Origin of the sequence: Methylobacterium sp. V23, from assembly GCF_002917135.1 — a bacterium.
In the GTDB taxonomy this organism is placed as follows: Bacteria; Pseudomonadota; Alphaproteobacteria; order Rhizobiales; family Beijerinckiaceae; genus Methylobacterium.
In genome coordinates, this window is sequence record NZ_PDHT01000016.1 from 35,931 (window position 1) to 56,408 (window position 20,478).

The 20,478-nt window shown below is 73.5% G+C and carries 22 protein-coding genes; 8 read left to right on the forward strand and 14 right to left on the reverse strand.

The features are described from left to right. Positions 1 to 102 precede the first annotated feature (102 nt). Entirely contained in the window at positions 103 to 717 is a 615-nt protein-coding gene (locus tag CRT23_RS16055; protein ID WP_103710491.1) for a glutathione S-transferase, read from the forward strand. 28 nt (positions 718 to 745) lie between these two features. After that, positions 746 to 1,696, forward strand: a complete 951-nt coding sequence (locus CRT23_RS16060) for a pyridoxamine 5'-phosphate oxidase family protein (protein ID WP_103710492.1) — start codon at positions 746 to 748, stop codon at positions 1,694 to 1,696. Here CRT23_RS16060 and CRT23_RS16065 read toward each other — a convergent pair. The 8 genes from CRT23_RS16065 to CRT23_RS16100 all read right to left on the reverse strand — a co-directional run bounded on the left by CRT23_RS16065 (position 1,677) and on the right by CRT23_RS16100 (position 5,331). Next, positions 1,677 to 2,273 (reverse strand): DUF2460 domain-containing protein, encoded by a 597-nt coding sequence (locus CRT23_RS16065; RefSeq protein WP_103710493.1) that lies wholly within the window; start codon positions 2,271 to 2,273, stop codon positions 1,677 to 1,679. The genes CRT23_RS16060 and CRT23_RS16065 overlap by 20 nt on opposite strands. A gap of 78 nt (positions 2,274 to 2,351) precedes the next feature. Next, complete coding sequence (locus CRT23_RS16070; RefSeq protein WP_103710494.1) at positions 2,352 to 2,927, reverse strand: phage tail tape measure protein; 576 nt, start codon at positions 2,925 to 2,927, stop codon at positions 2,352 to 2,354. A 16-nt stretch (positions 2,928 to 2,943) separates the two neighbouring features. Then, a complete protein-coding gene (locus CRT23_RS16075; protein WP_055945989.1) occupies positions 2,944 to 3,162 on the reverse strand; it encodes a phage tail assembly chaperone in 219 nt (72 codons plus the stop codon). Continuing rightward, positions 3,159 to 3,482 (reverse strand): gene transfer agent family protein, encoded by a 324-nt coding sequence (locus CRT23_RS16080; RefSeq protein WP_103710495.1) that lies wholly within the window; start codon positions 3,480 to 3,482, stop codon positions 3,159 to 3,161. The genes CRT23_RS16075 and CRT23_RS16080 overlap by 4 nt, the downstream gene beginning before the upstream one ends. Continuing rightward, entirely contained in the window at positions 3,482 to 3,889 is a 408-nt protein-coding gene (locus tag CRT23_RS16085; protein ID WP_055945983.1) for a phage major tail protein, TP901-1 family, read from the reverse strand. The genes CRT23_RS16080 and CRT23_RS16085 overlap by 1 nt, the downstream gene beginning before the upstream one ends. A gap of 48 nt (positions 3,890 to 3,937) precedes the next feature. Next, positions 3,938 to 4,372 (reverse strand): DUF3168 domain-containing protein, encoded by a 435-nt coding sequence (locus tag CRT23_RS16090; protein ID WP_103710496.1) that lies wholly within the window; start codon positions 4,370 to 4,372, stop codon positions 3,938 to 3,940. Then, positions 4,369 to 4,737: a head-tail adaptor protein gene (locus CRT23_RS16095; protein ID WP_055945977.1), complete on the reverse strand. Its 369-nt coding sequence runs from the start codon at positions 4,735 to 4,737 to the stop codon at positions 4,369 to 4,371. The genes CRT23_RS16090 and CRT23_RS16095 overlap by 4 nt, the downstream gene beginning before the upstream one ends. A 24-nt stretch (positions 4,738 to 4,761) precedes the next feature. Further along, a complete protein-coding gene (locus CRT23_RS16100; RefSeq protein WP_103710497.1) occupies positions 4,762 to 5,331 on the reverse strand; it encodes a hypothetical protein in 570 nt (189 codons plus the stop codon). Positions 5,332 to 5,371: 40 nt separating this feature from the next. Here CRT23_RS16100 and CRT23_RS16105 point away from each other — a divergent pair, with 40 nt between their 5' ends. Continuing rightward, positions 5,372 to 6,181, forward strand: coding sequence for a trypsin-like serine protease (locus CRT23_RS16105; protein ID WP_103710498.1), 810 nt, complete (start codon positions 5,372 to 5,374; stop codon positions 6,179 to 6,181). A 113-nt stretch (positions 6,182 to 6,294) separates the two neighbouring features. Then, entirely contained in the window at positions 6,295 to 7,242 is a 948-nt protein-coding gene (locus CRT23_RS16110; RefSeq protein ID WP_245436289.1) for a trypsin-like serine protease, read from the forward strand. Positions 7,243 to 7,643: 401 nt separating this feature from the next. Here the strand turns inward: CRT23_RS16110 and CRT23_RS16120 are convergent, their stop codons facing one another. From CRT23_RS16120 to CRT23_RS16135, 4 genes are all read right to left on the reverse strand, one after another. Further along, a complete protein-coding gene (locus CRT23_RS16120; RefSeq protein WP_103710500.1) occupies positions 7,644 to 7,895 on the reverse strand; it encodes a hypothetical protein in 252 nt (83 codons plus the stop codon). A gap of 1 nt (position 7,896) precedes the next feature. Next, positions 7,897 to 9,000: a hypothetical protein gene (locus tag CRT23_RS16125; RefSeq protein WP_103710501.1), complete on the reverse strand. Its 1,104-nt coding sequence runs from the start codon at positions 8,998 to 9,000 to the stop codon at positions 7,897 to 7,899. Between the two features lie 178 nt (positions 9,001 to 9,178). Further along, complete coding sequence (locus CRT23_RS16130) at positions 9,179 to 10,369, reverse strand: phage major capsid protein (RefSeq protein ID WP_103710552.1); 1,191 nt, start codon at positions 10,367 to 10,369, stop codon at positions 9,179 to 9,181. 140 nt (positions 10,370 to 10,509) lie between these two features. Further along, complete coding sequence (locus CRT23_RS16135) at positions 10,510 to 11,100, reverse strand: HK97 family phage prohead protease (protein WP_103710502.1); 591 nt, start codon at positions 11,098 to 11,100, stop codon at positions 10,510 to 10,512. Positions 11,101 to 11,287: 187 nt separating this feature from the next. Between CRT23_RS16135 and CRT23_RS16140 the strand changes: the two genes are divergently transcribed. Together CRT23_RS16140 and CRT23_RS16145 are read left to right on the forward strand one after the other, a co-directional pair. Further along, positions 11,288 to 11,602: a prevent-host-death protein gene (locus tag CRT23_RS16140; protein WP_103710503.1), complete on the forward strand. Its 315-nt coding sequence runs from the start codon at positions 11,288 to 11,290 to the stop codon at positions 11,600 to 11,602. 12 nt (positions 11,603 to 11,614) lie between these two features. Continuing rightward, a complete protein-coding gene (locus CRT23_RS16145; protein ID WP_103710504.1) occupies positions 11,615 to 12,061 on the forward strand; it encodes a type II toxin-antitoxin system VapC family toxin in 447 nt (148 codons plus the stop codon). Positions 12,062 to 12,101: 40 nt separating this feature from the next. Here CRT23_RS16145 and CRT23_RS16150 read toward each other — a convergent pair whose 3' ends face one another. Continuing rightward, positions 12,102 to 13,307, reverse strand: coding sequence for a phage portal protein (locus tag CRT23_RS16150; RefSeq protein ID WP_103710505.1), 1,206 nt, complete (start codon positions 13,305 to 13,307; stop codon positions 12,102 to 12,104). Between the two features lie 35 nt (positions 13,308 to 13,342). Next, positions 13,343 to 14,623: a terminase family protein gene (locus CRT23_RS16155; RefSeq protein ID WP_103710506.1), complete on the reverse strand. Its 1,281-nt coding sequence runs from the start codon at positions 14,621 to 14,623 to the stop codon at positions 13,343 to 13,345. Positions 14,624 to 15,750: 1,127 nt separating this feature from the next. Between CRT23_RS16155 and CRT23_RS16165 the strand changes: the two genes are divergently transcribed. Continuing rightward, a complete protein-coding gene (locus CRT23_RS16165; protein ID WP_146056406.1) occupies positions 15,751 to 19,803 on the forward strand; it encodes a diguanylate cyclase in 4,053 nt (1,350 codons plus the stop codon). 236 nt (positions 19,804 to 20,039) lie between these two features. Beyond that, positions 20,040 to 20,456: a cupin domain-containing protein gene (locus CRT23_RS16170; protein ID WP_103710508.1), complete on the forward strand. Its 417-nt coding sequence runs from the start codon at positions 20,040 to 20,042 to the stop codon at positions 20,454 to 20,456. Positions 20,457 to 20,478 lie beyond the last annotated feature (22 nt).

A 20,478-nucleotide genomic window follows, 5' to 3' on the forward strand; every position in this document is an offset into this window, starting at 1 on the left:
CTTGCAGGGAAAGCGTATTCTGCCCAGGCAGGTGATGGTCTTGAATGCGGATGACGCCGGCGCCCGGCTCGGGTGCCGCCCTTGTCCCCGAGGAGACCTGCCATGAAGCTGTTCCACGTCGCCCTGTCCGGCCACGCCCACCGGGCCCGCCTGTTCCTGTCCCTGGTCGGCCAGCCCTGCGCCATCGCCGAGGTCGACCTCGCCCGGGGCGAGCACCGGGCGCCGGACTTCCTCGCGCTGAATCCGTTCGGCCAGGTGCCGGTGCTCGTCGACGGCGAGACGGTCGTCCCGGATTCCAACGCCATCCTGGTCTACCTGGCCAAGCGCCTCGGCCGCACCGACTGGCTGCCGGAGGACGCGGCCGGCGCGGCGCGGGTGCAGCGCTGGCTCTCGGTGGCGGCCGGCCCCATCGCCTTCGGCCCGGCGGCCGCCCGCCTGATCACGGTGTTCGGCGCCGCCTTCGACGCGGCCGAGGTCATCGCCCGGGCCCACTTCATCCTCGGTCGTCTCGAGGCCGAGCTCGCCGGGCGGTCCTGGCTCGCCGCCGACCACCCCACCGTCGCGGACGTGGCGCTCTACAGCTACGTCGCCGCCGCCCCCGAGGGGAACGTCGACCTCGCCCCCTACGGCGCCGTCCGCGCCTGGCTCGCCCGCATCGAGGCCCTGCCGGGCTTCGTGCCGTTCCCGCAGACGCCGGCAGGGCTGCGCGCCGCCTGACCCTCACCCTTTCCGCAGGAGAACAAACATGTCTCCCACCGACGTCCCCTCCCGCTCGCCCACGGAAATCCGTCCCGCCCCGCCCTGGCACGCGGGCGAGACCGCCCTCCAGGCCCGGGTCGGCGTCGCCGAGCGGATGGCCGAGCTCGGCCCCCGCGTGATCCGCGACCACCTGATCGAGCAGCACCAGGCCTTCTATCGCCAGCTGCCCTACGTGGTGCTGGGGACGGTCGACCCGGACGGCGAGGCCTGGGCGACGGTGCGGACCGGGGCGCCGGGCTTCCTCGACGCGCCCGACCCCGCGCACCTGCGGGTCCGGGGGGCGCCCCAGCCCGACGATCCCGCCGAGGCGGGGCTCTCGGACGGTGCCGCCCTCGGCCTCCTCGGGATCGATCTCGGCACGCGGCGGCGCAACCGCCTGAACGGCACGGTGATGCGCGACAGGCCGGACGGCTTCGCGATCCGCGTGGCGCAGAGCTTCGGCAACTGCCCGCAATACATCCGGGTCCGGACGGATCCCGAACCGGTCCCGCCGGCGCCGGCCGCCCCGCAGCGGTCGCACCACCTGGACGCGCAGGCCCGGGCCCTGGTGGCGGGGGCGGAGACGCTGTTCGTGGCGAGCTACGCCGTCGGCGCGGACGGCCGCCGTCAGGTCGACGTCTCGCATCGCGGCGGCCCCGCCGGCTTCGTCCGGGTCGGGGCCGACGGGGTCCTGACGGTGCCGGACTATTCCGGCAACCGGTTCTTCAACACCCTGGGCAACATGCTCGCCAACCCGCGGGCCGGGCTCCTGTTCGTCGACTTCGCGACCGGCGACCTGCTGCAGATGACCGGCCGGCCCGAGGTGGTCCTCGACGCCCCCGATCTCGCGGAGCTTCCCGGCGCCGAGCGCCTCTGGCGCTTCACGCCCCGCACCGTGATCCGGCGCCCGGGCGCCTGGCCGCTGCGGTTCGCCCCGGCTACGGCACGATCTCGATGAGCGGCACCCGCGGGATCTCCCCCGCGGCGAAGGCGGACAGGTCGACGGTGAGGTCGTCGGTGTCGAAGCGGACCGGCACGTCGAAGGCGAAGCCCGCCGTCACCCGGGCGCCCACTGCCGGCACGGCGTCGGCCGCGAAGGTGAGCCGGCCGGTGGCGGCCTCGCAGGCGACCTGGGCCGCCGGCACCGCGACGCCGTCCACCGCCACCCGCACGCTCTCGGCCACCGGCTTGGCGATGGTCCGGCGATAGGGCGCGGGCCCGGTGCCGTAGGTCTTGGCGAGCTGGAACACGCGGGTGGTCCCGTCCCCGAGGCCGAGGAGCTGGTCGGTGGCCGCGATCCCGCGCGAGGGCGGGCCGGACGTGGCATCGACGCGGTCGCGGTAGCGGAAGCCGTAGAGCCGGCCCCGCCGCTCCTCGAAGAAGCTCAGCACCGCGTGCAGGGCGTCGAGGGTGCGGATGCCGAAGCCGGCATCGTAGCGCCGGCGGGAATCGGCCCAGCGGCTGTTGCGGTGCTCCCGGCCCGAGGCCAGGGTCACGATCTCGGTGAGGCGGCTGGGGCCGCCGCTGCCGCGCAGGGCGACATCGAGGGGGAAGCGGACCTTCGTGGAAGTCGCTCGGCGGGTCGTCGGCCATGGTGCGTTCCTCCGTTCGCCTCAGAGGCCGCGCCGGCCCCGGGCCACCGCCCGGGCGAGGCCGGCGGCCACCTGCGCCTCCGAGCGGCGGAAGCTCTCGAGGTCCGGGGTGGCGATGTGGATGGTCACCGGGGCGGAGGCCTGGCCGCCCGTCGCGACGCCGAGGCGTCCGTCGCTGCCGCGCTTCAGCGGCAGGATCGCCTCCGGCCCGGCCTCGCCCATCAGGCCGAGGCCGTCGCGCATGGGAAAGTAGGTCGGGGCGGCCACCACGCCGCCGGCCGCGAAGGGGCGCACCCGGCCCTGCTGCAGGACTCCGCCGGCGGAGAAGGCCGCGTCCGCGCCGGCTCCGCCCGCCCCGAGCATCCCGTTCACCAGCCGGGTGATCCCGGCCCTGACCGGGCTGAGGGCCGCCTTGGCCGCCATGCCGGAGAGCTTCGTCGCCAGGGTGCCGAGCACGCTGTCGAGCTGGCGCCCGGCCCCGACATTGAGGCTCAGCGCCTTCGACAGGCTCCGGCCGAAGCGCTGGGCGAGCCCGTCGAGGGTCTCCAGCTGCCGGGCGCGGGCGGCGGTGCTGCGGTCGGGGTCGGTCTCGGCCATGGCGGGGTCCCTCGCATCAGGTCGGGTCGGGGAAGCGGGCGATCAGGTCCCGCAGGGCGGCCCCGTCGAGGGCGGTGCGGGGCCCGGTCAGGCCGGCGGCGGCCATCAGTTCGCGCGGCGTGGCGCGCCAGAAATCGCGCGGTCGCCAGCGCAGGCGGGCAAGGCCCAGCGCCAGCACCTCGTCCCACGGGAAGGCGGAGGGCGGCTCCGGCGCGGTCCCGCCCGTGGGGCTCAAGGGGTTTCGGGGGCCTCGCCGAAGGCCGCCGCCAGCACGGCGCCGATCGCCGTCCCGATCGCGTCGAGGTCGCCCGCCAGCGGCAGGGCCGCGACGGCCTCCGCGTCGAGGGCGTGGCCGCCGCCCCGCAGGGCCGCGCCGAGGAGCGCGATCAGGTCGCGGCTCCTGAGCCGCCCGTCGCCGAAGCGGGCGGCAAGGTCGGTGAGGTCGGCGGCCCCGAGGGCGTCCTCGAGCTCGGCCAGGGCCCCCAGGGTGAGGCAGAGGGTGTAGCGCTCGGCGCCCAGGGCCAGGGCCACCTCGCCGCGCCGGCGGTTCGCCATCAGGCGGCTGTGAAGGCGAGGGGGCCGGCCGAGTCGAGGGCCATGTCGAAGGTCACCTCGCCGGCGTGATCCCCCCGGTATTCCAGGCTGGTGATCTGGAAGGCGCCCTCCAGGGTGCCGAAGCCCGGCACCACGATCTGGTAGGTCTCCAGGGTGCCGTCGAAGAACACCTGCCGCAGGCGGGCATCGGAGGCTTCGTCGCGGAACACTCCGGAGCCCGAGAGGGCGGCCCGGCGCACCCCGGCCCCGGCCAGGAGCTCGCGCCAGCGCCCGGCGGAATCGGCGTTCGTCACGTCCACCGTCTCGGCGTTGAAGGCGATCTGCCGGGCCCGCAGGCCCGCCACCGCCAGAAATCCGCTGGCCGTCGAGATGCGGATGAGCAGGTCCTTGCCGCGTTGCGCTGCCATGGGGGGCTCCGAGATCGGGATTCGGGGGCGGGATTCGGGGTTCGGGACTCAGGCGGACAGGCGCTCGGTGATCGCCCGCAGGGTCAGGGTGGCGCGGGCCTCGCCGCTGGCGGGATCGCGCCGCACCGCGATGGCCTCCAGATCGAGGCGCACGAGGGCGTGGCCCGAGAGGGCGAGCGGCGCGTCGAACAGGAGGTCGGCGATGCGCTCGGCGGCATCCACCGCGCTGCGGAGCGAGCCCGGCCGGGCGAAGACCGTCAGGGCGAGGGCGTGCCGGTGGCGCCGGGCGCCGTCGACGGAATCGTCGCGGATCTCGGCGTCCCCGAACAGGGCGTAGACCGGCGCGACGCCCCGGGGCGGCTCGTCGGCGAGGCGCAGGGAGCCGCCCATCAGGCGCGCCAGGGGCGCGTCGGTGGCGAGGTAGGCCAGGATGGCGGCGCGCAGGGCCAGGAGCGGACTGGTGGGGGAGGGGGCGAGGCTCATGCGTCGGCCTCGACCATCCGTTCCTCGGCCATCAGTTCCGCGACCTCGCAGACGAGGTCGCGCCGGCGCCCGTCCGGATCGCCCGCGCTGCGCACGGCGAAGCGGCGCGGTCCGCTGGCGAGGCGCATCGCCGGCGTGACCGTGGGGCCGAAGCGGAAGCGGACCCGGTGGGTGGCGACCGCCTCGGCGCGGCCGAAGCGGAGCCGGTCGACCGGGCGCAGGAGCTCGATCGCGCCCCAGAGCAGCGGACCGGCCTCGAACCGGCGCACCACGCCGCCGAAGCCGTCCGGCGTCTCCACGGGACGTTCGAGCACGAAGCGGCGGCGGCGCGCGCCGATGGGCACGCGGGTGAGGGGCTGGGGCATGGCGGAGATCTCCGGGGCGAGGCGCTAAAGGCGCATCCGCCGCAGCGGCGCGACCAGGGCGGCGAGGGCCGGCGGGAGACCCGCGTCGCCGGGCCCGTCGCCGCGATGCTCGAAGGCGTGGGCCACGAGGAGCCGGATCGCCTGGGCCAGGGCCGGCGGCAGCGGCGGCCCGGCGCCGCCGTAGCCCGCCTCGACCTCGACCAGGGCGGCGCGCCGGTCGAGGGCCGGCACCGCCGGGTCGATGACGAGGCCCGGCGCCTCGATCCCGTCCGGGCCGAGCCGGACGAGCCCGGCGGCGAGGTCGGTGACGCTGCCACCGGGGTCGACGAGGCCCGCCCGCGCCACCGCCACCAGGGGGCTGAGCGGCAGGGGCAGCCAGCCGTCGCCGGGCCAGGCCGTGAGCATCAGCCGATAGCGCCCCGGCGTCAGGATGCGCCGGGTGGCCACCTCCACCTGTGCCCGGGCGGCCGCGATCAGCCGCTCCACCAGGGGATCCTCGGCGCCGCCGTCATCCGGGTCGAGGCGCAGGACGCCGCGCATCTCCGCCAGCGTCACCGGCTCGACGAAGGCGCTGTCGACGCGTAGTGGGGTCATCGTCGTCTCCGTGTGGGGGCCGTCCAGAAAAGGGATCGCGATGGCGCGCAACGCTGGCCGGACCCGCCGCGCGACGCGGCCGGGGGGCCTCGCCTCGCTGAGATCCCTGATCCTGCCGGGGTCCCTGCTGGGGGCCCTGCTGGTTCTGGGTCCGCAGGTCTCCGGGCCGGCCGGCGCCGTGGTGGGCGGCCGCCCCGCCCCCGAGGCGGCGGGCTCGGCCGTGATGGTGCTGTCCGCGAATGGCGGCGTCTGCACCGGCATCGTCGTGGCCCCGGACGCGGTGCTCACCGCCGCTCACTGCGTGGCGGCCCGCGCCGAGCACCGGGTGCACTACAAGGACGCGACCGGCGCGCCGGTGCTGGCCGAGATCGCCGCCCGCGCGCTCCATCCGGGCTACGATGCCGGCGCGGTGGCGGGCCGCCGGCGCTCGGTCGACCTTGCCCTGGTGCGCCTGGCCAGCCCCCTGCCGGCCCGCTTCGTGCCGGCCGCTCTCAGCGCCGCGATGCCGCGGGCCGGCGAGCGCCTGACCCTGTCCGGCTACGGCGTCGCCGCCGCCGGAGACGCCCGCAGCACGGGCACCTATCGCAGCGTCGAGCTCGGCGTGATCGAGCCCCACGGACCGAGCCGCATCCTGGTCTGGCTCGGGGCCGGTCCCGGCGGCGCCAGCGCCTGCCAGGGCGATTCCGGCGGGCCGATCGGCGTCGGGCCCGCCGTCCTCGCCGTCTCCGCCTGGGCCGCCGGCAAGGCCTGCGGCGGCGTCTCCCAGGGCGTCCTCCTCGGCCCGCAGCGCGACTGGATCGACCGGACCCTGTCGGGCTGGGGCAGCGCCGCGCTCTGGTCCGGCGCCTGAGCGGATCCCGCGGGACGAAACGTCCGCGGAACCAGAGCTTGGCCGAGCCATTGCGTTCCGATAGGCTCCACGCCGTTCTCGTCCAGAACATCGCCGGACGCGGGAGAGACACGATGTTGCCGACCGCGTTGCGCAAGGCTGCCTTCAACACGATGACGGCCCCGAACAAGCAGGCTGCCCCCGGCAAGGCTGGGCGCCCCCAGACCCGTCCCGCCCGCCTCCGGCTCGGAGCTGCAGTGCTGGCCGCGGCCCTCGGCGCGCTGGCGCCCCTGCCGGCCTTCGCGGTGATCAACGGCGAGGTGTCGCGCGATCCCAACGGCCTGCGTGCCTCGGTGGTGCGGATCGAGAGCACCCAGGGCGAGATCTGCTCGGGCACGCTCATCGCCCGCGACCTCGTGCTCACCGCCGCCCACTGCGTCATGCACCAGGCCGGCTACAGCGTGGTGGCGGTCGACCGGGCCTTTCGCCAGCGCCGCATCAACGCGATCGCCTTCGCCATGCATCCCGACTTCGTGCCCGGCACCACGCCGGAGGACCAGCCGGGCATCGATCTGGCGCTGATCAAGCTCGCCGAGCCCCTGAGCGACGATTTCCAGCCCCTCGATCCCCGCGGCGGCGCCATCAACACTGGCGACGCCGTCGACATCGCGGGCTTCGGCGTGGTCGCGGAGAACCGGCGCAACACCGCCCGGACCCTGCGCCAGGCCCACCTCGTCTCCATCGGCTCGCTGCAGGTCGCCAACCGGGTCACGGTGGTCACCGACCGCCGCCGTATGGCCGAGACGGCGGGCGCCGGCGCCTGCCTCGGCGATTCCGGCGGGCCGATCCTGCGCGGCGGCCCCGGCGGCTACCAGATCGTCGGCGTGGTCAGCTGGTCCAGCGGCGCCATGCGCCAGGACCGGAAGGCCCGCACCGCCTGCGGCGGCTTCACCGCCGTGACGCCCACCGGCGAGCATGCCGGCTGGATCAACGCCCGCGCGGCCGAGTTCGCTCGCATGCCCTCCGGCGCTGCCATCGGCGCGACCCGGTCGGACTGGATGGCCAAGCCGGGCCGGCGCTAGGGCGCTCGAGCCGCCGCCAGGCCAAGCCGGGGCGGCGCGAGGCGAAGCCCGGGGCCGGCCTACGGCACCGGGCGGGTGCCGGAAGGGGTCATGCCCGTGCTCCGGATCGCGTCCGTGGTCCGATCCGAGGCGAGGAACGCCGTCAGCCGTCGCCCGGCCGCGACGTGGCGCGCGCGTTTCAAGAGGGCGGCGCTGAAGGTCTGGACGAGCTGGACCGCATCGGAGAGCGGCCCCACCACCGTGATGCCCGGGATGGCGCCTGGTCGGTTAGGGCGAAGCTGCCTTCCAGCCGATGGTCGGGGCCTTGCGCTCGTGCCGGCGTCCGTTCCCGGCCGCGGGCCCGCTGACGGTGGCCCTGGGATCGAGATCTGTGCCGATCCGGGCCGGTTCGCTGGGACGCTTCAGGGTTTGAAGGCGAAGGTCGGCCCGGTGACTTCGACTTCCACCGCGAAACTTCCAAAACGATTCGGCAATTCCTGCGCCGCCGTCTCGGACTCGGCAAAGACCCTGAAGGTCCAGTCGTCTCCGCGCGCATTCACGCCCAGCCCGACGGAACAGTCGTCCCGCCCGGCGATGTACTGGGCCGTGAAGGCTTCCTTGGCGGCGACGGCCGCCGATTTCGAAGCCAGCAGTCGGTTACGCGAGTCGCCCATGTCACGCTCCTGCAGCGGGGACGTAGATCTCGAGGGCCAGGGCATCCAGAACGGTGCGGATCGGATTTCCGTAGGTGATGCCGCCGCCGCGCGGTCCGCCCCCGTCCGTTCCGGCAAACAACAACGCGATCGGACTGCCGTCCTCGGCGCAAATCAGAGACCCACTGTCGCCGCCTTTCGAGAATGCACCCTTCATACCACTGATTGCAATCTGCTTGTTGAACATCGCAAACTTGGGACGTGCGCCACTCACCATCTGGACGCGGATATTGTCCACCTCGATCGCCTCGACCACACCCTCTGTGTAGCGTGTCGTCCGCCCCACCTTGCGGACCGGCATGCGCTCCATGACGAGCTCGTCGATCGCCCCGATGCTCCAGGAGGTGGCCCCTGGGATCGTGTGGCCGACCCGGCTGGCTTCGGAAACTTGGTTCTGATCGAGGACTGCAAAGGCGCAATCCACGAGATTGGACATCGTTGGATCGAAATCAATCGGGACGAACGTCTTCAGCTTGGCGACCTCATGGGCCGGATTCCCGATCCGGCCGCCATCGCGCCGCCCGGGCTGGAGAATGACGTCCGTGATGCGGCCCGTATTCGTTGCGGCCAGAACATGATTGTTCGACAGAATGCCCACGACCCCGTCCTGATCAATCCCGAAGCACCCGATCGTTCCGGCGGTGACACGTGCGTGCCCGACGGATTCCCCCATCAGAAGGGGCCGACAGGGTTTGACGACGGGGCCAAGCTGGCGTCTGGCGCGACCGGTCACGATGATCTCGACCTCACCCTTCGCAATCCGTTGCGCGGCTTCGACAACAGGGTGATGCCTCAGCTTCTGGTGCTGGAGAAACAATCCCACCTTCAGGTCCGAGGCGCGGGCATGGTCCGGTCCGTAGCGCAGGATGCCGACTGCGACCTTCTCCTTCGGGTGAAACGTGCGATCGCGCCGGGCGCGCAGAATCTCGGCGTGGGCTTCGGTCCCGGGAAGCGGGGCAAAGGTTGGTCCGGATTGATCGCCCGCGAAGGCGCTGGCCGTTGGTGCGTAGCGAAAGGCTTCCAGGAAGACCTCGGCCTTCGCGTTCTCGGCCCCGTCGATGTTCATGCCCACACGCCCTAGAATTTAACTTGAGGTTGTTCTGAGGCAAAATCGGGAGCGTGTCACGCCGCGGATCCGTCTGGAATCGCCCAGGAGGTGGCATGCCCGTGGGTTGTACCCTGAAATCAACACCCGTGTTCTGTCACGCGACGCCCCCGGACCCGGGGGTCCGGGGGCGTCCGGCTCAGGCGGCGAACGCCAGGAGCTTGATGGCGTCGAAGTCCTGGATGCCGCCGCCGACGCGCTTGGTGGTGTAGAACAGCACGTAGGGCTTGGCCGAGTACGGGTCGCGCAGCACCCGCAAGCCGGCGCGGTCCACCACCAGGTAGCCGCGGCGGAAATCGCCGAAGGCGAGCGAGAGGCTGTTGGCGCCCGCGTTCGGCATCGCCTCCGCCTCCGCCACGGGGAAGCCCATCAGGGTCGCCGCGCGGTCGGCGGCCAGGGGCGGCTGCCACAGGTAGTTGCCGTCCGAATCCTTGAACTTGCGGATCGTGCTCTGCAGGCGCCGGTTCATCACGAAGGTGGCGTTCTGCCGGTAGCCCGCCCGCAGGGCGTAGACGAGGTCGAACAGCACGTCGGACGGGTTCGCGGCCGCGAAGCCGCCGGAGACGCCCGTCGCGACGGTTCCGATCTTGCCCGGCACCCAGGCGGTGTTCGCCACGAGGTCGTAGGTCAGGAAGCCGCGCGGGCGGCTGACCCCGTTGCCGGTGACGAAGGCGGTGCTCTCCTGCTCGGCGAAGGCCGTCTCGACCTCGTCCGCGAGCCAGGAATCGAGGTCGACGATGGCGTCGTCGAGGAGGGTCTGCGTCGCCGCCGGCATGGCGTAGAGCTCCATGGCCGGGAAGGTCAGCTCGGACAGGAGCGGCGTGTCGGTCTGCGGCCGCGGCGCCGTCTCGGCGACCCAGCCCGAGACCGCGTCGCGCACCGAGACCGCGCGCTTGTACTGCCCGCCGGAAATGACCCGGACCGTGGCCAGCGACCGGATCGGCGACAGGTTGGCGAGGCGGGTCAGCACCATGCGCTCGACCTCGGCCGGCACGAGGTAGCCGCCATCCGGGCCGGAGCCGGCCGAGAGGGCCTTCTCCTCGAGCCGCTTCAGGCCGCCGCTCTCGCCGGCCCGGACGTAGAGGTCGAAGGCCGCCTTGTGCTCGACGCTGGCCGCGTCCCGGGGCGCCGGCGCACCCTGTCCCAGGGGTGGGCGGCGGCCGTCGAGGGCGAGGCGGTCGAGCCGGGTGCGCGCCGTATCGAGGGCGGCGTCGATGCGGGCGAGCTTCTCCTCGGTGAGCACGTCGCCGGGGGCGCGGCCCTCGATGGCGGCCAGCCGCGCGTCGTTGGTCTCCTTGAACGCCTCGAAGGCGTGGGCGAGCTCGGCCATGGCGGTGGCCACCCCCGGATCGTTCGGGGCCGGCTCGTGCGGGACGCGGCCCGCGGCCTTGTCCTCCAGGAGCGGCAGGGCGCCCTTCACCTCGGGGGCGTGCGGGGCGGCGGCGTGGGTCTCGAACGGGACGGGAACGGTCATGCGAACCTCGCGGGGCGGGCGGGCAGGATGGCGGCGGGCCGGGGCCCGGGCCGGGTGAAGGGGGAAGCCGCGCGTCGGGGCGGCGCCATGCGGTGGGCCAGGGCCCGGATGTCCTGCGCCAGGGCTGCGCCGGCTTGGACCGGGGCTGCCCCGGCTTGGATCACGGCTGCGCCGGCTTGGACCGGGGCCGCGATCCGCGCGCCCGCCTGGAGCGGAAAGGTGACCAGGGAGATCTCCCACAGGTCGATCGCCTCGAGCCGGCGCAGGCCGCCCCGCTGGGGCTGCGCCCGCACCGTGCGGAACCCGATGGAGAGCCCGTCGAGGCCGCCCGCGCCGAGCAGGGCGTCGAGCTCGCGGGCGCGCTGGACCGCGAGGTTGAGCTGGCCCGCCACGCGCAGGCCGCGGGCATCCTCGTGCAGGGCGAGCCAGTGTCCCACCGGCTCGGCCGGATCGTGCTGCCAGAGCATCCGCACCCCCGCGACGCCCCGCGCCGCGAGGCTGGCCGCGAAGGCGCCCGGCGCCACCACGTCGCGCCCGAGATCGAGCACGCCGAACAGGCTGGCATAGCCGGTAAAATGGCCGTCCATGGGAGACTCCGCGGCGGGGATTGAGAGGGGGACGGTCCCCCGATCGGATCCTTGTCCGGGCTGTCCCGGTCGGGACCCTGTAAGGGGCGGGGCCGGGGGAGAGCCGCGGTGCGACGGACCCGGGCGGTTCGCGTCGACCGCTTGGCTCCCCGGTGTCCACATCGTGTGTGCACAGTGGAGGCGGGTCGTGGCCCACGACGACGAGGTGTCACCGGAGCCGACGCGAAAGGTCGGCGTGCGCGAGTTTCGCGGCAACGTCGCCGGTTTCATGCGCCAGGTGCGCCATGGCGCGTCCTTCGCGGTGACTGCCCGCCACGCGGTGATCGCGATCGTTCCGCCGCCCCCGCCGTCAGGTCGGCGCCGGCCTGGCACCCTGCGCGGGCAGATCGACAGGGCACCGGATCTCGATGTCCTGCCCCCTGAGCTGCTGGCCGCCATGGAAGGCGAGGATGCGGAGGGCGAGGATGCGGAGGGCGAAGATGCGAAGGGTGAGGAGGCGTGAGGGCGAGAAGGCGTGAGGCTTCTCCTCGACACCCACGCCCTGCTCTGGTGGCTGCTCGCAGACCCGAGACTCGGCCGGGCCGCCCAGGACCTGATCGCGGACCCCACCAACGACGTCCGCGTCTCGGTCGCGTCCCTCTGGGAGATCCAGGGGAAGGTGCGGGTCGGACAGCTCAAGGCCGATCTCGGCAGCATCCTCGACGCGGTGCGGGACCAGGGCTTCGACAGCGTCGGGATCACCCCGGCGCATCTGCCGGCCCTCGGCGACCTTCCCCGGCAGCACGGGGATCCGTGGGATCACCTGCTCATCGCCCAGGCGAAGGCCGAGGGCGCCGTCTTCGTCTCCGAGGACCGGTACGTTCCGGCTTACCCGGTGGCGTTCGTCCGCTGCTCCGGGTCGGCGCAGGTGCGGCTGGCGAGCCGGTCCGAAACGGATCCTCCGGGTTCGGACGGGTCCTGAGACACAGGATCCGCGGCTCGGGTCGGCGGACCGTCCGACCTCAGCGCGGCCCGTAGCCCACCGCCTCGCGCTTCTCCGCCTCGGTGAGGAAGTCGGCGGCCTGGACCCGGCGCCACAGGCTCTCGCGCTCGGGGGCCAGGGCCTCGATGGCGTCGAGGTCGGGCTCCAGGCGGGCGGGGCCGAAGGCCGGCTCCAGCCAGTGGGCCAGGGCCTCGGCGGTGCGGCGCACCAGGGGGATCACGGTCTGGCGGTAGAAGGCGCGGTTGGCCTCGGCGTAGTTGGCGTGGGTGTTGTCGCCGGGCAGGCCGAGCAGCAGGGGCGGCACCCCGAAGGCGAGGGCGATCTCGCGGGCGGCGCCGCTCTTGGCCTGGACGAAATCCATGTCCTTGGGCGAGAGCGACAGGGGCTTCCAGTCGAGCCCGCCCTCCAGCAGCAGGGGCCGCCCGGCATTGCCGGCGCCCTGGTAGTTCGCCTCGAGCTCGCCCTTGAGCCGGGTGAACTGCGCGTCGCTCAGGGTGGCGCCGGCGGCGGTGGCGAAGACCAGGGCGCCGGAGGGCCGGGCGGCGTTGTCGAGCAGCGCCTTGTTCCAGGCCCCCGCCGCGTTGTGGATGTCGAGGGCGGCGGCCGCCGCCTCCATCGGCGCGAGGCCGTAATGGTCGTCGGTGGGATGGAACAGGGTGAGGTGGAGGATCGGCGGCACCCCGTCCCCGCCCTGGTCGAAGCGCAGGGTGCGGCCGCCCACCGCGTAGTCGTAGGCCGCCGGCCAGCCGTCGGGGCCGGGCACCACCCGCATCCGGTCGGGACGCAGGGCGTGGAGCTCGCGGGGCACGCCGTCGAGGCCCGTGGCCTGGAGGTAGGCGTTCCCCGAGACCATCAGGTGCCCGTAGAGCGATTCGAGCAGGGTCGCGCCGCCCTGGCGCGGGTTCGGCCGGGCCAGCAGCGCGGTCAGCGGGTGCGGTTCGGCGACGCCGGCCCCCGCCAGCCCGAGCGGCAGGGCGGCGGCGGCCTCGGCCACCAGCCGCACGGCCCGGTGGACGATGGCGTTGCGCTGGAAGCCCGCCCGGGCCAGCGCCCCGATGTCCCGCGGCGTCCAGGAGGCCCGGCCCTCGCCGTAGAAGGCGACGCCGACGCTCGCAAAGGGTGCCGCGAGGGGCGCGGCCTTGGTGTCGGGGGCAGCCTTGGTGTCCGGTGCAGCCTTGGTGTCGGGGGCGGCCCGGCGCACGAGCCGGGAGAGGAGGTTCGCCATCGGGGCCTCGCGGAAGCATCGGTGTGGAACGGCGGTCAGAGGCGCCGGATGCGCGGCTCGGGGCCGCTGCGCAGGAGCAGGTGCGTCAGGGCCCAGACCAGGGCGTCGAGGCGGTCCGGCGAGGCGCCGGAGGTGAGGCCGTCCGGCCCGAAATCGCAGAGCTCGTCCTCCAGGGCCGGCAGGGCGCCGACGTGGTGGACGCGCCCTTGCGCGTAGAGCATCGAGACCGGCTCGGCCCGCAGGTACTTGCCGCGCGTCGCCCGCACGGGGGTCACCGGCACGGCGGCGTCGACCTGGTGCAGGACGGCGGTGGCCATCTCGCCCCCCTGGTTGACCTCGACCACGAGGCTGTCGGCCGCGAGGCGGTGGTAGAGCGCCAGCGCCGTCGCGGCCCAGGCCTCGGGGGCGGCCCGGGCCAGGGTGGCGTCGGCCAGCACGTAGGCGTGGCCCGCGGCGTCGAGGCCGGCGGCGACGATCCCGCAGGCATCCGCCCCGGCCTTCGAGGAGGCCGGCGGGTCCACCGCCACCACGATGCGGCGCAGGGCGTCCGGCGCCGTCGGGACGCGGGCGGCCTCCAGGCGGTCGCGCTGCCAGAGGGCGTCGGGCCGGTCCGCGATCAGCTCGCCGTCGAGCTCCTGGCGCCCGAGGCGGGTGCCGGCATAGCGCCCCACCACCGCCGCGAGGAAGGCCGGGGCGAGGTTCGCCGCGTTGTCGGCGGTGCGGGCCCGGCTGACCACGGTCAGCGGATCCGCCAGGATCCGCCGCAAGAGCGGGATCGGCCGGGGCGTGGTGGTGACGAGGCCGCGCGGGCGGTGCCCCAGGCGCAGGCCGAACTGGATCATGTCGTAGGCGGCCTCGGCGTAGCGCCACTTGGCGATCTCGTCCGACCAGACCGCGCCGAACTGGGGCCCGCGCAGGGAATCCGGCTCCTCGGCCGAGAAGGCGAGGCCGACCGCGCCGTTGTCCCATTCGAGGCGCCGGCGCGAGGGCGACCAGCGCGGCCGTTGCCCGGGCAGGCCGAGGAGGCCGGAAGGCCCCTCCACCATGACGTCGCGGACATCCGCGAAGGTCTCGCCCACGAGGGCGATGCGCCCGACCGGGCGGGCGGTGAAGGCCGGGTCACCCAGCGCCAGGGCGCGGACCCACTCCGCCCCCGTCCGGGTCTTGCCCGCGCCGCGCCCGCCGATCACCGCCCAGGTGGTCCAGTCCGCCAGGGCCGGGCAGGGCGGAAGCTGGTCGTCGCGCGCCGCCAGGAGCCAGTCCGTCGCCAGGGCCCGGATCTGGGCCGGCGGCAGGCTCGCCAGCAGGACCGGCATCCGCCCGCTCGCCGCCGAGCGCCTCAGCACGGCGCGCGATCTCCGCGCGCAGGGCGGGCAGATCATCGGCGGGCTCATCGCCGGCGAACCGATCGCCGGACGAACCGCCGCTGTCGCCGGATGCCGAGCCATCGCGTTCTCCCCGCCCGTCATCCGTGGTCTCGTCGAGGAGGCGCTTCAGCCCGCCGAGATCCCGCAGGACCCGGGCGCTGTCGAAGGCCGGAACGCCCGCCGCCCCGTTCAGGGCCGCGTCGAAATGCAGGATCTGCCGGGCGATCTGCGCCCGGAGCGCCGCCCGCATCCGGCGGGGATCGGTGTCCAGGCCCAGGGCGCGCCCGACCTCGCCGGGCCGGCGTCCCTCTAGGCCGCACTGGGCGAACAGGGCCTCGGCCCGGTGCCGGGCTACGCCCAGGGCCTGGGCCAGGTCGCCGATGTCGATCCAGTCCTCGCGGTAGAGCCGCGCCACCGCCGCCCGCCGCGCCGGCTTCCAGCGCGCGGGGGTGAAGGCCGTGGAGGCCGTCGCCGCCGCGGGGCGCCAGCCGAAGCGCTTGTTCCAGGTCCGGATCGTGGTGACCCGCACCCCGGTCTCAGCCGCGATGGCGGTGACGGGGCGCGCGGTGTCCCGCATGGCCGCCTCGACGGCCCCGCGGATCGACGCGACGATCGGCACGAGCTTCGCCATCGCCGCCTCCCTTGCCACCCACACTTCCTGAGCGTGCCGTAGGGATACCCCAGGAGCGTCGCGGTGTCAAACATATAATCCTAATTCTGACTTTATTCATAGATCGCCGGGGTGTCCCGCGGGGCCGGGATCGCGGCTGCCGGCGCGGCACCCGCCGGCGGGGCGGTCGCGCGGTCGGCAGAATTCGCGCGCCGACCGGCAGACCTCCGAAGTCCGCGGCTTTGCGGTGGCCTGACACGATGCAGCCTGGAGCGTCCGTTCGAGAAAATAGCAGGTATTTGCGCGCCTCAGTACGGTATCGGACGGGGATCGAGATCGCTGAGATCTTCGGGAGCCCGATCTCGAGCCGAAGACTTCCGACGACTGCCTGCGGTGGCAACGCGATCTTAGTATTTTGTCAGCACGATCTCGCTTCCGATCGGTGGTTTCTTGTCTGGGTCCCACGGTGTCACGCCCGCACACGCTGAACATGGAGCGCCCGACTCACCTCTCGCGCGTGATCACGGGTTTCAGTGTGGCGGTCGTGGTGGTTCTCTGCGCCATGACCGGCGGCGTCGTCCTGAACATGCGCGAGCATGCCTGGAGCCAGGCCACCCTCACGTCGGAGACCCTGCTCCGCAGTGCCGAGCGCACCCTCGACCGCGATATCGAGCTCTACGATCTCTCGCTCCAGGCCGTCGTCGAGCGCCTGCAATCGCCCGAGCTGGAGGGCATCTCCCCGGAGGTCCGGCGGCTCGCGCTCTTCGACCGGGCCTCCTCGGCACCGGGTTTCGGCTCCATCTTCGTCCTGGACGAGCACGGACAAGCCTACGTCGATTCCCATTCGGTCGTTCCGCGCCGCCTGAACGCGTCGGACCGCCGGTACTTCCGGATCCACCGGGACCGTGCGGATCTCGGGCTGCATCTCGGGCGGCCGATGCGGTCCGGCGTGAGCGGCCGGTTCGTGCTGCCGCTGAGCCGCCGCGTCAGCTACGCGGACGGGTCGTTCGCCGGCGTCGTCATCGGAACCATCGAGATCGCCTACTTCACGGAGATCTTCCGCCGCCTCAACACCGAGGCGAAGGCCGCCATCAACCTCTTCCACGACGACGGGGTCCTGCTCGTCCGAACGCCCGCCGACTCGCTCCTGCCCGGCCGCGACATGTCTTCCGTGGCCAGCGTCCAGCGCTTCATCCGGGAGGATTCCGGCCAGCTGATCGCCTCGTCGTCCATGGACGGCGTCGACCGCCTGTACACCTTCAAGCGCGTCGGACGCTGGCCGCTGCGCATCAACGTGGCCCTGAGCATCGCCTCGATCAACGAGGCCTGGCGGCCCAAGGCCCTGTCCCTCGCCCTCGTCCTGGTCGCGATGTGTGCCGCCACGAGCGTCCTGTCGGTCTTCCTCCATCGGGAGCTGCGCCGCCGGATCAGCGCGGAGGACGCCGCGGAGGGGACGCGCCTCGAACTCGTCCGCCTCGCGAGCACCGATGCCCTGACGGGATTGGCGAACCGCCGGCAGTTCGACGAGGCTTTGGCGGCGGGCCGCGCAGAAGCCGGGCCGGACGCCATGGCGCTGCTGCTGTTCGATACCGACCGGTTCAAGCGCTACAACGATCTGTACGGTCACCTGGCGGGCGACCGGGTGCTGAAGGCCATCGCCGCCACCCTGATGCGCGAGGCCCGCGCCACGGGCGGTCTCGCCTGCCGGATCGGCGGCGAGGAATTCGCGCTGATCCTCTCACCTGCGACCGAGGCGGAGGCACTCGCCTGCGCCGAGCGCGTCCGTCAGGCCATCGTCGCGGAAGGGATGCCGCATGCCGGCCAGGATCACGGCGTCGTCACGGTCAGCTGCGGCGTCGTGCACGCCGCGCACGGCCCCGGCCTGACGACGGAGGCGTGGTTCGAGGCCGCGGACGTCGCCCTGTACGAGGCCAAGCGGCAGGGCCGCAACCGGGTGCTGGTCGCGGGCGCGCGGGACGCGGGAAGCCCGGCCTGCGCGCCGACCGCCCCGGTGCCCGCAGGGTCCTCCGAACGCGTCCCGCAGGCCGATGCCGATGCCGAGGGCGAATTGCAGCGGATCCTGAAGCGCTACACGGCGCTGATCGACGCCAGCGCCTCGACGGTCTGGCGGGCCGGCCCGGATGGCCGCATCATCGACAGCGGGGGCTGGGAACGCCAGACGGGCCAGGACCAGGGGGCCGCCGGGGGCGACGGATGGCTCGACGTCGTCCATCCCGAGGACCGCACCCATGCGCTGTCGGCGTGGCGGCGGATCACTGCCACGGCGGAGACCGGCGTCGTCGAGTACCGGGCCCGCCACGCGTCCGGCGGGTACCGCTGGATCTCGGCCCGCGCCGTTCCGCTGAAGGACGAAACCGGCCGGCTCGTCGAGTGGGTCGGCGTCGCGACGGACATCCACGAGGCGCGCCAGGCCACGGAAGCGCTGCGCATCCAGGAGGAGCGCCATCGCCTCGCCGTGCGTGCGACGCGCGACGCCGTCTGGGACTGGGACCTGACGACCGACGAGACCCAGTGGAGCGAGGCCGCTCCGCATCTCTTCGGGGAAGGCGATTCCGGAAGCGACCAGGGCGGCGCATCGTGGGCCGGCCGGATCCACCCGGATGACCGGGCCCGCGTCCTGGCCTCCGTCCAGGAGGCCGTCGGGGGGCCGGACGACCGGTGGGACGAGGCGTACCGCTTCCTGCGCGTCGACGATACCTACGCGGAGGTGATCGACCGGGGCTTCATCGTCCGGGACGAGGCCGGGCGGGCCCTCCGCATGGTGGGGGCGATGCACGACGTCACCGAGCAGCGCGAGGCGAACTCCGCCCTGCGCAGCAGCGAGGAGCGCCTGCGCCTGGCGCTCCAGGCGGGGCGCATGGTCGCCTGGGAGCGGGACATGACGACGGGATTGGCCACCCGCTCGGCCAACGCGATGGCCCTCCTGGGCATCGGCTCGGGGTCGATCGCGCTGCTGATCGACCAGGTCCACCCGGCCGACCGGCCGCAGGTCGAGAACTTCGTCGCCTATGGCGGAACCGCGCACGCGGTCGAGTTCCGGTACTTCCATCCCGCGGGGCCGATGATGTGGCTGATCATGCGGGCCGATCGGGTCACCGACGACCGGATCGTGGGCATCACCTTCGACATCACGGACCGCAAGCGCGCCGAGGAGCATGCCTGGTCGGTCGCCCATCACGACGGCCTCACGGGCCTCGCCAACCGCGCCTTCTTCCTGCAGCAGCTCGAGGCGGCGCTGACGGAGGCCGAGCGGGCGGGGGCGTGCGTCAGCCTGCTGCTGATCGACCTCGACGGGTTCAAGGACGTGAACGAGACCCTGGGCCACGACGTGGGAGATGCCGTGCTCGTCGAGGTCGCCCAGCGCCTCCGGGCCGGTCTCGGCCCGCGGGATGCGGTGGCGCGCCTCGGCGGCGACGAGTTCGCGCTGCTCCTGACCGAGGCGCCGGGGCTCGCGCACGCGGTTCCGTTCGCATCGACGCTGTTGGAGCGGCTTCGCGCGCCGCTGAGCTATCGCGGCCGCGCCCTCACCTGCAAGGCCAGCATCGGGATCACCGCGTTTCCCGACCATCACCGCGATGGCCTCGAACTGCTCAAGGATGCGGATATCGCGCTCGACCGCGCCAAGGCGTCGGGGCGGAACCGCGCCGTCGTGTTCGATCCGTCCATGCGCGCCGAAACCGAACACCGCGTCGGCCTCATCGCCGAAATCCGCGCCGGGATCGACGCCGGCGCCTTCGTGCCCTTCTATCAGCCCAAGGTCTGCCTGCGGACCGGCGCCGTCGTCGGCTTCGAGGCCCTGGCGCGCTGGCAGCATCCGACCCACGGCCTGGTGACGCCCGGCTATTTCGGGCTGGTCTTCGAGGATCCCGAGCTCGCCACGGCCCTGGGGGATTGCCTGATCCGGCAGATCGCCGCCGACATGCGGAGCTGGCACGGGGACGCCCTCGCCTTCGGTCGCGTCGCGGTGAACTTCGCCTCCGCCGAGTTCCGGAAGGCGGATCTCGCCGGCCACGTCCTCGCCGTCCTGGAGCAGTTCCAGGTCCCGGCCGCCGCCTTCGAACTGGAGATCACGGAGACCGTCTTCCTGGGCCAGGGCTCCCATTGCGTGCCGCAGACGCTGCAGCGCCTGCACGACGCAGGCGTGATGGTGACGCTCGACGATTTCGGGACGGGCTTCGCGTCCCTGACGCATCTGAAGCAGTTCCCGGTGGGCCACATCAAGGTGGACCAGAGCTTCGTGCGCAACATGGAGAAGGACCCGGATGACGCCGCCATCGTGGCGGCGGTGATCGGCCTCGGGCACAGCCTGGATCTCCAGGTCACGGCGGAGGGCATCGAGACCCGGGGGCAGGCGGAGCAGCTCGTCCGGATGGGGTGCGATTACGCGCAGGGCTACCTCTACGCGAAGCCGATGATCGGCGCGCGCATACCCTGGTTCCTCCGGAACTGGACCGGCGCCGCCCAGGGGGCCCCCGAGGCGCAACGAGCCTCCGCGTGAGGCCGGCCCGCCGCCCGGGCCCGCCGGACCATCCGGCAGGCGGGGCGCATCGACGGCGGGACGCGCGTCCTCCGCGCCCGGCCCGCCTCCGCGCGCACCACGCCGCCGCGCCGCCGAGCCCGAGCCGTCCGGTCCGCTGGGACGGGACGGCGGAATCGGCGGGCCGACAGGCTCCCCGGCGCTGCGTTTTCCGCTAGGCTGTCGGACATCCGAGGAACAGGAAGGACACGCGGGCGATGAGTACGGACAGCCTGACGGCGCACGGCGTCTTCGACGTGGCGGAGCAGGCCGCGCGCCTGCCCGAGACCTCCGACACCATGGTGGCGGATCACCGCTTCACCGACGATCCGGCGGCGAGCGCCCGGGTGTTCCGGGTCTACCACCCGACGCCGCCGCACAGCCACGCCTCCTGCGACGAGTACCTCTACGTGCTGTCCGGGCGCTGCCTGATGAAGTTCGGCGACGAGGCGCCGGTGGAGGTCGGCCCCGGCAAGCTGGTGTTCTTCAAGCGCGGCGTGGTGCATTCGGTGCCGGAGATCCTCGAGCAGCCGATGGTGTTCCTCTCCGTCGACACGCCCCGGCGCGAGCCCCGCGACATCCGCTTCGTCAGCGACGGCACAGGCACACCTGACACCTTCATGCGGCAATCGTGAGCGGCGCCCGTCCCGCGGGGGC

What these genes read in the sequence shown, in the direction of transcription:
- CRT23_RS16055 (WP_103710491.1), top strand. Translation starts at nt 103, where the DNA reads ATGAAGCTGTTCCACGTCGCCCTGTCCGGCCACGCCCACCGGGCCCGC.
- CRT23_RS16060 (WP_103710492.1), top strand. Translation starts at nt 746, where the DNA reads ATGTCTCCCACCGACGTCCCCTCCCGCTCGCCCACGGAAATCCGTCCC.
- CRT23_RS16070 (WP_103710494.1), bottom strand. Translation starts at nt 2,927, where the DNA reads ATGGCCGAGACCGACCCCGACCGCAGCACCGCCGCCCGCGCCCGGCAG.
- CRT23_RS16080 (WP_103710495.1), bottom strand. Translation starts at nt 3,482, where the DNA reads ATGGCGAACCGCCGGCGCGGCGAGGTGGCCCTGGCCCTGGGCGCCGAG.
- CRT23_RS16085 (WP_055945983.1), bottom strand. Translation starts at nt 3,889, where the DNA reads ATGGCAGCGCAACGCGGCAAGGACCTGCTCATCCGCATCTCGACGGCC.
- CRT23_RS16090 (WP_103710496.1), bottom strand. Translation starts at nt 4,372, where the DNA reads ATGAGCCTCGCCCCCTCCCCCACCAGTCCGCTCCTGGCCCTGCGCGCC.
- CRT23_RS16095 (WP_055945977.1), bottom strand. Translation starts at nt 4,737, where the DNA reads ATGCCCCAGCCCCTCACCCGCGTGCCCATCGGCGCGCGCCGCCGCCGC.
- CRT23_RS16100 (WP_103710497.1), bottom strand. Translation starts at nt 5,331, where the DNA reads ATGACCCCACTACGCGTCGACAGCGCCTTCGTCGAGCCGGTGACGCTG.
- CRT23_RS16105 (WP_103710498.1), top strand. Translation starts at nt 5,372, where the DNA reads ATGGCGCGCAACGCTGGCCGGACCCGCCGCGCGACGCGGCCGGGGGGC.
- CRT23_RS16110 (WP_245436289.1), top strand. Translation starts at nt 6,295, where the DNA reads ATGTTGCCGACCGCGTTGCGCAAGGCTGCCTTCAACACGATGACGGCC.
- CRT23_RS16120 (WP_103710500.1), bottom strand. Translation starts at nt 7,895, where the DNA reads ATGGGCGACTCGCGTAACCGACTGCTGGCTTCGAAATCGGCGGCCGTC.
- CRT23_RS16125 (WP_103710501.1), bottom strand. Translation starts at nt 9,000, where the DNA reads ATGAACATCGACGGGGCCGAGAACGCGAAGGCCGAGGTCTTCCTGGAA.
- CRT23_RS16130 (WP_103710552.1), bottom strand. Translation starts at nt 10,369, where the DNA reads ATGGCCGAGCTCGCCCACGCCTTCGAGGCGTTCAAGGAGACCAACGAC.
- CRT23_RS16135 (WP_103710502.1), bottom strand. Translation starts at nt 11,100, where the DNA reads ATGGACGGCCATTTTACCGGCTATGCCAGCCTGTTCGGCGTGCTCGAT.
- CRT23_RS16150 (WP_103710505.1), bottom strand. Translation starts at nt 13,307, where the DNA reads ATGGCGAACCTCCTCTCCCGGCTCGTGCGCCGGGCCGCCCCCGACACC.
- CRT23_RS16155 (WP_103710506.1), bottom strand. Translation starts at nt 14,623, where the DNA reads ATGCCGGTCCTGCTGGCGAGCCTGCCGCCGGCCCAGATCCGGGCCCTG.
- CRT23_RS16170 (WP_103710508.1), top strand. Translation starts at nt 20,040, where the DNA reads ATGAGTACGGACAGCCTGACGGCGCACGGCGTCTTCGACGTGGCGGAG.